The organism is Roseovarius sp. A46 (assembly GCF_004126395.1).
Lineage (GTDB): Bacteria > Pseudomonadota > Alphaproteobacteria > Rhodobacterales > Rhodobacteraceae > Roseovarius > Roseovarius nitratireducens.
Genome location: NZ_PVWS01000026.1, coordinates 47,542 through 57,358, shown reverse-complemented (window position 1 = coordinate 57,358; position 9,817 = coordinate 47,542). Strand labels below are relative to the sequence as shown.

Here is a 9,817-nt window from a genome sequence, read left to right as displayed (position 1 = left end):
AGCCTCATGCTCGGTCAAAATGCCGATGATCTGTTCTTCCGAAAATCTTGATCGCTTCATTGTCCGTCCCTTCGTTGGGTCGGACTCTAGTTCCAAGTGGAGGAAAAATCCCGTGGCAGGTCACGAGGTCTCGTCGATGAAACCGAGGCGTGGCAACAGTTCAGCCATGAACGGCTGACGTCGTGTGATCCAGATATGACGTGCGTGCCGGACCTCAGGCCGCTTTTGTTCGACGGCCTGAAGGTCTTTTTTTATGCGTCAGACCGAGACTGCGCAGGGTGCGCCAGACAGACACGCGATGCACCGTCATCTGGTGCTCATCGGCAATTTCCAGCACCAGATCATCCAGCGTGAGATCAGGCTTGGCAGCCATCCGCGCCACGATCCAGCCCCGCAGACGGGCCAGCTTTCCATGCCCGCCGCGATTGCCTTGTCGACGCGGCTCCAGCCCGCCCGTCTCGTGCTTCAGGATCACCATGTCGTTGACGAACTTCACCGAAACCCGAAACCGCGCAGCGGCAGCGCGGCGCGAATGCCCCTCCTCGACGAACGCGACAACGCGCTCGCGAAGTGCCATAGGGTGTGGCTTGCCCATCTCAAACCCCCATATCTGCCCGCCAGACAGGGAATTACAGATTATGCCCCTTGGGAATCCTGAATCGGAATGAGCGCAACCCGCTCTAGCCTCGCTTTCACTCCCGCTCGGGTAAGCAACTGCTTTCGGCTTTGCGGCGCTGCCTATAACGGCATGATGTCGGTATTGAAGCATATCGGGTCTGGACCATTCGCGCTCTCTTGCATCGGCCTTGGCGGTGTAGCCTTTTTTACTTCCTAGGTTCAGCACCTTAAAGCCAGCCGCGCTTTCGGCACCAGAGATAGGGCAGTACGGAAGAGGCGAGCATCAATATGAGTGCAGCCGGGTAGCCCCAGGTCCAGGTCAGCTCGGGCATGATCTCGAAATTCATGCCGTAGATGGCGGCGATCAGGGTCGGCGGCAGCAGCACGACCGCGACAATGGAGAAGAACTTCACGATCGCATTCTGCTCTACGCTAATGAGGCCGAGCAGGGCGTCCAGAACAAACTGGATATTCTGGGCAACGAATGTCGCATGGTCGGTTACCGAAACGATGTCGCGGCTCGTGCTTTTTGCCCGTGCCCGGAACGCGCTGTCCTTGATGTTCGCCTGTGCCAGCAGGTAGCCGGTCATGCGGCCGAGCGATACGAGGCTTTCCCGACCCTTCGCGACGCGGCGGTGCAGGCGTTGGATTTCGCTCAGCACAGCCTCAAGTTCTGCAGCGGTCCTGCGTTGCGACGGGTGCTCTCCGGCGGGAAAGACGGACACCGCCATGTCATCCGCGGCGTCGGCCGCGTTTTCGAGCAGCTCGGACGTCCTGTCCACCAGGGCTTCGACCAGTTCGATCAGGGCCATCACGTTTGATTGACTGGTTTCGCTTCGCTGGAGTTCGGTGGCAAGGAGGTCGAACGTGCGGCTCTGCTCGTATCTGACGGTGACAAGGGCATCGTTCTTGAGCATGAACGCCACGCTTGTCGTTTGCGGCAAAGGTGTATCGCCCTTTACCATGATCTGCGCGGCCATGAATATCGCGCCGCTCTCACGGTAGAGTCGGCTTGATGGCTCATATTTTCGGATGTCATCCAGGGTCGGGATGTCAATTCCGAGTTCCGTCTCGAGCCACCGCTCCTCCTCTTCCGTTGGTGAGACGAGGTCGAACCAGCGCGCGTCACCACCAATGCGGATCACTGTAAACATGAAACCTTCTCCATTTATTCATGAAAGAACTCGCAGTCTGCTCCTTGGCCGTCGCGAAGCAGGCTTCAACTTGCTGCTGGCGTCTCGCGCGCGTTGAACTTGATTGGTAGGCTGGCGACATGAGCCTTGGGAACATCGGAAACTCGATACCGAGATGATCGCGCATGACGTCCACGCCCACGCATCGCGTGATTTGTCTCCCATCAGCTTTCGTATTTTCAACTGAAAGTCAAAAAGCTACCTTGTGGTGGTGATTACAAGCCTCCTTCCCCTAACCGCCCTCTTGATGGGATCAGCTCTCCTCGTGTTCGCAGGTGGCGTGAACAGCCTGATTCTGCCGGTGCGTGGCGAGCTGGAAGGTTTTTCGGCCGCTTCTCTGGGCCTGCTCGGCACGGGATGGGCGCTGGGTTATGTTGCCGGCTGCCTGCGCACGCCCGCCCTCGTGGCGCGGGTGGGCCATATCCGGGCCTTCGGGGCCATGTGCGCAATCGCGGCGATCGCCGTGCTGCTATCGCTGGTGCTCATCTCGCCAGAGGTCTGGATTCCGGTGCGGGCCTTGTCTGGCTTCTGCTTTGCTGGTGCCGCGATGATCGTTGAAAGCTGGCTCAACGAGAGGGCGGACGCAAAATCGCGCGGGAAAGTCTTCGGTATCTACACGATGGTCAACCTGGCTGCGACAACCGCCGGACAGATGGTGCTGACGCTCGGCGAGGCGAGCGGGTATTTCTTTTTCGTTCTCGCGGCCATGGTCTACTGTCTCGCTTTATTGCCGACCGCTATCAGCGCGACGAGTACGCCCCGGCCCCTGACGCAGGTCTCTCTCGACCTGGGCAAGCTCTGGAGGAACTCACCCATCGCCGTGTTCGCCGTTCTGATGGTCGGAGTCTCCAACGCGGCCTTCGCCACGTTGGCCGCGGTCTATTGCGCACGGATCGGTTTGTCGCTTGGCGAGATTGCGCTTTTCGCCAGCATCCCGATTCTGGCGGGAGCAGCGAGTCAAATTCCTGTCGGGATTGTCTCTGACCGGCTGGACCGCAGAAAGGTGCTGGTTGCGGTCACGGTTCTTGCCATGCTGGCCGATGCACTGTTCTTGTTCACTGGCCTCACGCAAGCGCTGGCCGTGCTGGTCCTGTCGGCATTCTTTGGTGCGACGGTCTTTGCCATGTATCCGGTAATCGTCGCTCATGCGAGCGACCACGCAGAGCCTGGGTCGTTCATTCAGGTCAGCGGGGGGCTTCTGCTCGTCTTCGGCATTGGATCCATCGTCGGCCCGACGGTTGCCGGCTTTGCGATGACGACCTTCGGGGCCTCCTCGCTCTTCGCCGTGACCGGAATGGCACATATGCTCCTTCTCCTGTTTGCCCTTGTCAGGCTTCGGATCGCGCCTGCCGTGGCTGCTGTGGACAAGGTCGCCTTCCAGTCAAAGCCGCTCGCGCGATCTTCGACGCCCGAGACCGCCGCGCTCGCCGCAGGCGAAACAGAGACCGACGCGCATCCGCCTGAAACACCGAAGGCTGATCATGGCTCGATCAGCAGTCGCAAAGAGTAGCGCGAGTACTGTCCCCCTTCGTTCCATCGCTTGGGAGTTGCCCAGAGGGCCTGCTGTCGGCCGACACTTACCTGTCGGCGCGGCATCTCAGCTCATCTCAGGATCAAACCAGATCGTCAGCGAGTCATGGCGCTTGATCGCTGCATTGTAGGCGGCAGATCCTGGTCTTGTAGGTCGGGGATGTGGGTTTGCTCATGCAGCCCAGCTACCACGCTGGATTTACAAAATGAATCCCTCACTGGATTTGTGCAACAGAGCCTCATCGGATGCTCCTTTCCGAGTTTGCCACTCTGCGACCCGCGTCATGCCGTCCCGCTCGGTCGGAATGAGAAGTCTCAGTGTCACACCACATGGCTAGTCCCGCCTACCTTCGGTATCGCCCCAAGGCACCACGCGAGAACAGCGTCCTCGTCCGCCGGCAGCGCGACGGCCATGCCGCCCGCGAACCGGTCAAATGCCTCCCGGTGCACATCGGACACGCCGAGCAGAACCGGCAGGTCGCGCCCGAGCGCTTCGGCGATCATCGTCCGGAATCCACGCCCCTCCGCCTCGCTGAGTCCAAACTTGTTGAGCACCACGAGATCGGCCCCTTGCATCATCAGCTGCTCGGTGGCTACCGCCACCGCCGTCTCCAGCGCACCGGCATCCATCCGGCACGCCGCTGATCCCGTGCCCAGGTTCTGCGTGATGTCGATGACGGGACCATCCGGCAAGAGCCGCAACGCGCTGTCGCAATGGCCCGCCCCGGCCCCCGGTCCAACCGCGCGCAACGCACCGGCAAGCCGGAACCCTTCACTGCCCATACGCTCCACGATCGCCGCCAACAAGTGATCCGTGGCTCCGCGCCCCTCCGCACTCACGCAAGCAAGCCTCATCGTTTGCACCTCATTTTGGAGAGACATCTGCGCACGATGACCAAGTCTCACCTGTCATGATCTCGATCCTCATCGTCGTTTCCTCCATCCTGCACGAATTGACATCCGAGTTGCAGACCAGGCGGACGCAATGCGTATCACCCTCGGCAAATCCGCTGCGCGGCCCCGCGCCTCATTGCTCCTGCCACGTCCGGGTCGTTTGGCAACTAGGATCAGTAAAAGCGTCAGGAACGGTTCGGTCCTTGACCGTTGTCAAATTCGTAATTCAAATGCCGATACAGAGTAGCTGCAACTATGGTGTCGCAAAGACAAATGGATCAGCCCTCTGTAAGCTCCGATGGTCGCGCGTCCACGCGAGCATCTTGTTATCATGGCCGCGCCACGACTCAGACAACGGCGGAACAACGAAAAAGGCGAAAGTTCATGAGGTTCTGGCGCATGGTGCGGCTTCTTCCCCCTCTTGCGATCGGGATCGCAGCCGCGGTTTGGCTTGTCTCGACAGCCGCGCCGCCCGCGCAGACCGACCAGCGGGAGCGAGAGGCCGTGGCCCGCACGGTCCGCGCCGAAGCCAAACCGATTGCCCCCGTGGTGCGCGGCTATGGCACCGTGCACGCGGCGCAAAGCTGGCAGGCGGTGGCCGAGGTCGCGGGCGCGGTGACCTATCGCCATCCCGAGCTTGAGAGCGGCAACATGATACCCGAGGGTACCCGCGTGCTCGAGATCGACGCGAACCGCTACGAAACAAGCCTGCAGGAGGTGCAGGCGGACCTGACGGCGCTGGAGGCCGAAGGGCGGCAGATCGCGCAGGAGGCCGAGAACACCCGCCTGATCCTCGGGATCGAGCAGGACCGCCTCGCGCTCGCCGAATCCGAACTGGCGCGCGTGCGGACACTGGCCGAACAGGGCACGGTCCCGCAGGCACGGCTGGACGAGCAGACACGCGCCACGCTGGCGCTGCGCCGCACGGTGCAGGAGCTTGAGAACACTTTGGCCCTGATCCCGGTGCGCCGCGCGCGGCTCGACGCGCAGATCGCACGCGCCCGCGCAGCCCAAGCCCGCGCGGAACGCGATCTGCGGATGACCCGAATCGAGACCCCCTTCGATCTGCGGGTGGGCGATGTGCATGTCGAGCAGCACCAGTTCGTGACCGCCGGCCAGTCTCTGGTCAGCGCCGATGGCGTCGCGCAGGCGGAGATCGTGGCGCAGATGTCGCTCGACAGCTTTCCGCGCCTCATGGGGGCCGCCGCGACCGATGGCGTGCGCTTCGGCGCGCGCGAACGCGACGCGATACTCGACCGGATCACCGCCCAGGTGCGGCTCGTCTCTGATCCAGACCAGGTCTGGCGCGGGCGGCTCATCCGTGTCGAGAACGGTCTCGACCCGCAGGCCCGCTCGGTGCCCGTCGTGATCGCGGTGGACGCGCCATACGATGGTGCGAACCCGCCTGCGCGCCTTCCGCTGGTCCCCAACATGTATGTCGAGGTGACGTTGACCGGGCCGGAGGGCGCGCCGATGATCGTCCTGCCAGCGCAGGCGGTGCATGGTGGCGATACCGTCTATCTGCGCGACGCGGAGGGACGGCTTGAGATGCGCGACGTGATCGTGGCCTGGACACAGGCGGGCGAGAGCGTGATCTCCGAAGGACTCGACGCCGGTGACGAAGTCATCCTCGACGATATTGTGCCCGCGCTGCCGGGACTGCGCGTGCGCGCGGCGGAGCCAGCCGAATGATCGCCTGGTTCGTCCGCCATCCAACCGCAGCCAATCTCCTTCTGGTGCTGATCGCGGCGGCGGGGATCATGGCCGCCCCGACTCTCAAGCGCGAGACCTTTCCCGATTTCCGCGATACCGAGGCCGAGATTTCCGTGATCTATCGCGGGGCCACGGCGAGCGAGGTGGAAGACGCGATCTGCCGCCGGATATGGGACGCGGTGGACGCTGTCGAACACCTTCAAGAGCTGACCTGCACCGCGCAGGAAAACGTGGCGCGCGCCGTGGCCACCATGGCACCGATCGGAGACGCGGGCCGTTTCGTCACCGATCTGCGCACAGAGATTTCCGCCGTTGACGATTTCCCGGCCGAGGCCGATCCGGCCACAGTGCGGCAATTGCACCGCTCCGACGCGGTAGCCTCGGTTGCCGTGGCCGGAGATATGCCGCCCGCGCAGCTCGAACTCTACGCTGCAGATTTGCAGGACAGGCTCGGCGCCCTGCCTGACGTGGCAGAGGTCACGATGACCGGTTTTGGTGACCGTCAATACCGGATCACGGTGGCCCGCGCCGTGCTGCTGCAGCACGGGCTGACCGTGTCCGAGCTTGCCGACCGGATCAGCGCGCAAAGCCTCGACCGGCCATTGGGCAGTCTTGAAACCGGCGCACAGGACATTGCCCTGAGACTTGCCGAAGAACGCCGCAGCCCCGAGGCGCTGGCGCGCATCGTGGTCCTGTCGCGGCCCAACGGGGCCGAACTGACCCTCGGCCAGATCGCCTCGATCGAGGAAACCTACAGCCCCGAGGAAGAGCGCGCCTTTCTCGACGGGCAGCGCGCCGTGTTCCTGCAGGTCGAAAAGTCGCTTGGCGCGGATGCCTTGCGGGTCTTTGACGCGGTGCAGGCGGTTGTTTCCGGAGAACGCGACCACCTGCCGCCAACGATCCGGATCGAGGTTGTGCAGGACATGACCAGCATCGTGCGTGACCGTCTGGTGATGCTGGTTCAGAACGGGGTGATCGGCCTGATCCTCGTTGTGGGCGTGATGAGCCTGTTCTTTCGCCCCGGCTACGCGATCTGGGCGGCGCTCGGGCTGCCGGTCGCCTTTCTGGGGGCCTTTCTCGTGATGGCCCTGACGGGGCTTTCGCTCAACATGATCACGCTTGTGGCGCTGCTCATGGCCATCGGGATCGTGATGGATGATTCCATCGTGATCTCGGATGCCATCTCGGACGAGTCCGCGAAGGGAGCCTCGCGGATCGAGGCTGCCATCGCGGGCACAAAACGTGTCCTGCCGGGGGTGCTGTCGTCCTTCGCGACGACCGTGGCGATCTTCGCGCCGTTGTCATTCCTGTCCGGAGACCTCGGTGCCGTGCTCGAGGTGCTGCCCGTGGTCCTTATCGCTGCCCTCGCCGCGAGCCTGATCGAGGCCTTCTGGGTCCTGCCGCATCACCTCTCGCACGGGCTGAAATCGACCGACACCCCGCCATCACGGTTGCGCGCGGGGTTCGAGCGCGGCTTCGGGCGGGTGCGCGACCGGGGGCTTGGCGCGCTCGTCGACGGGGCGGTGACGTGGCGCTATCTCGTGACCGGCCTGACGCTTGCCACTATGATCGTGACGATCGGGCTGCTGCGCGGCGGGCATGTCCAGCGCGAAGCGCTGCCCGATATTGACGGCGACGTGCTTGAGGCCCGCATCCTGATGCCGCAGGGCACACCGCTTCAAAGAACCGAAGAGATCGCGGACCACGTCATTGCGGCTCTGGCGCGGGTCAACCAGCATCTCTCCCCGCTGCAGCCCGACGGCGCAGCGCTTGTGCAGACCGTGCAGACCATCTTCAACAGGAACGTTACCGCGGGCGAGGCCGGTCCGCATGTCGCCACCATATCCGCCGACCTGCTGGGAGCCGAGCGTCGCGTGACCACCCTCGACGAGTTGATCGCCGCCTGGCGCGCGGAAATCGGCGCAGTGCCCGGCGCGATCGCGATCACCCTGACCGAGCCGGGCATCGGCCCGCAGGGCCGCGCCGTCGAAATCCGGTTCTCGGGGCCGGACCTTTCGGCGCTCGAACAGGCAGGAAACCGGCTGGTGGCCGAGCTTGAGACCTATGCCGGTGTCTACAACGCCATGCACAACCTGCGTCCCGGACGCCCCGAGTTGCGGCTGACACTGGCCGAAGGGGCCACCGGCCTGGGGCTGACAGGACGCGACATCGCCGACCAAGTCGGTGCGGCGTTTCTGGGCCGGATCGTCATGACCGTCCAGGACGGCGACATCGCGCATGAGATCGAGATCGAACAGGCGCTGCGCGACCGCAGCACGCTTGAGGACTTGACCGCCTTCGAGATACGCCTGCCCGACGGCTCACGTACGCCGCTTGCCACCGTGGCCCGGATCGAGGCGGCGCGCGGCTGGGGCAGCATCGCCCATGTCGATGGCAGGCGGACCGTGACGGTCGCCGCGGATGTGGACGGGCGCATCGGCAATGCCGACGCCATCGTGAGCGATGTGACCGCCGGGTTCCTGCCCGAGCTGGCCGGCAATTTCCCCGGTGTCTCTGTCACCATCGAGGGTCAGAACGCCAATTCCGCCCAGACCATGGGCTCGATCCTGCGCGGATTCCTGATCGGGCTGGTGGGCATCTACGTGGTTCTGTCCTTCCAGTTCCGCAGCTATGTCGAGCCGGTCATCGTCATGCTGACAATCCCGCTCGCGCTCGTGGGCGTGGTTCTGGGCCACATGCTGATGGGCTACAACATCTCGATGCCGTCGATCATGGGGGCGGCCTCGCTGGCCGGGATCGTGGTCAACAACGCCATTCTGTTGGTGCAGGTCATCAAGCGACGTATGGACGAGGGAGCCCCGGCGACCGAGGCCGCCGGGCTGGCCAGCCGCGACCGCTTTCGGCCCATCGTGGTCTCGGTCTCGACCACGCTCATGGGGCTCGCGCCGCTGCTACTGGAAACCAGCACGCAGGCGCAGACGGTCAAGCCACTGGTGATCTCGGTAGTGTTCGGCCTTTTCAGCGCGACCGTGCTGGTACTGCTGGTCCTGCCCGCCTTCTACGCCATCCTGGATGATCTCAGACCGCGCCACCGATCACAGGGGACGTGAAAGCGCGGTGGCACGAGCACTGTAGAAGTGGGTCGCTGACGTTTCCTGCGCGGCTCGATCACCAATCTTCCATATCCTCAGTGAAGGTTTGCCGGATTTTACTCGGCGTGACAGGCTGGGACAGGAAGGCAGGGCGTGGGGTTGACAGCTGCTCTCGGGTGTGCGGGATGCAAATTCCGTCACAGGTTCGCGCCGGTGCATTTCGTGGGGGCGTTTTGGGCGAAAAGCCCGCCAAGCGCACTCTGCGGGCGATTCTCGGGCTCTGTAAGCCCTTGCGCATGGGTACGCGTCCATCGTGCGTTAGACTTACGGCTATACCCAGAGGAATATCCAGGCCGAGCATGCGCATCTTGTTCACCCGGCGCAGCACGGTCCCGAACAGCTTGATCTCCTTGTTGGCGGTCCCGGGTTCCTTGACGGCGCCGAGAAAGGCGCGTCCCTTGCGGTCGTCGATATTGCCATGCGCGTTCAGGGACGCCTCAAACCGCTCCATGATCGCGGCGAGGGGTCGTTCGGCAACCTTCTTGGCGGGCAGAAACTCGTAGCCCCGGGCCTGCGCCAGATCGCGCGCCGCAGCATATCGCTCCCGCGCGAGGTCGGTGTCGCCACGGAGCAAGGCCTCCCATCGCGCCACCAGGTTGGTCGAGACCTTTTCTTCCTAAAGCATCCCGCCGAAAACCTGAATCGGTGGGATTCCCTTGAAGCCTGATCTGTGATTCATCCTGTTTGGGAGGATGGATTATGTCAGCACCTTTGCCGGATGCGCTTCGGGCGCGGTTTCAGAAGTTGATCGAGGAA

General features: G+C 63.4%; 7 protein-coding genes and 1 pseudogene. 3 read left to right on the top strand and 5 right to left on the bottom strand.

What is annotated here, in order from left to right:
• Nucleotides 1-214 precede the first annotated feature (214 nt).
• Together C6W92_RS13445 and C6W92_RS13440 are read right to left on the bottom strand one after the other, a co-directional pair.
• On the bottom strand, nucleotides 215-577 hold the full coding sequence (locus tag C6W92_RS13445; protein WP_241691166.1) for a hypothetical protein: 363 nt from the start codon (nucleotides 575-577) through the stop codon (nucleotides 215-217).
• A 268-nt stretch (nucleotides 578-845) separates the two neighbouring features.
• A complete protein-coding gene (locus C6W92_RS13440) occupies nucleotides 846-1,772 on the bottom strand; it encodes a CorA family divalent cation transporter (RefSeq protein WP_129434076.1) in 927 nt (308 codons plus the stop codon).
• Nucleotides 1,773-2,058: 286 nt separating this feature from the next.
• On the opposite strand from C6W92_RS13440, the gene C6W92_RS13435 reads away from it, so the two are divergent.
• Nucleotides 2,059-3,321, top strand: coding sequence for an MFS transporter (locus tag C6W92_RS13435; protein WP_347232801.1), 1,263 nt, complete (start codon nucleotides 2,059-2,061; stop codon nucleotides 3,319-3,321).
• A gap of 90 nt (nucleotides 3,322-3,411) precedes the next feature.
• Here the strand turns inward: C6W92_RS13435 and C6W92_RS13430 are convergent.
• Nucleotides 3,412-3,517 (bottom strand): annotated as a pseudogene (locus C6W92_RS13430) (IS5/IS1182 family transposase); the annotation flags it as partial.
• A 145-nt stretch (nucleotides 3,518-3,662) separates the two neighbouring features.
• Nucleotides 3,663-4,196 carry a DUF2478 domain-containing protein gene (locus tag C6W92_RS13425; RefSeq protein WP_129434074.1) on the bottom strand — a complete coding sequence of 178 codons (534 nt, stop codon included), beginning with the start codon at nucleotides 4,194-4,196 and terminating at the stop codon, nucleotides 3,663-3,665.
• A gap of 423 nt (nucleotides 4,197-4,619) precedes the next feature.
• Here C6W92_RS13425 and C6W92_RS13415 point away from each other — a divergent pair, with 423 nt between their 5' ends.
• Both C6W92_RS13415 and C6W92_RS13410 read left to right on the top strand, forming a co-directional pair.
• Entirely contained in the window at nucleotides 4,620-5,927 is a 1,308-nt protein-coding gene (locus C6W92_RS13415; RefSeq protein WP_164989238.1) for an efflux transporter periplasmic adaptor subunit, read from the top strand.
• A complete protein-coding gene (locus C6W92_RS13410) occupies nucleotides 5,924-9,019 on the top strand; it encodes an efflux RND transporter permease subunit (protein ID WP_129434068.1) in 3,096 nt (1,031 codons plus the stop codon). The genes C6W92_RS13415 and C6W92_RS13410 overlap by 4 nt, the downstream gene beginning before the upstream one ends.
• 58 nt (nucleotides 9,020-9,077) lie before the next feature.
• Here the strand turns inward: C6W92_RS13410 and C6W92_RS13405 are convergent, their stop codons facing one another.
• A complete protein-coding gene (locus C6W92_RS13405) occupies nucleotides 9,078-9,653 on the bottom strand; it encodes a hypothetical protein (RefSeq protein WP_129434066.1) in 576 nt (191 codons plus the stop codon).
• Nucleotides 9,654-9,817 lie beyond the last annotated feature (164 nt).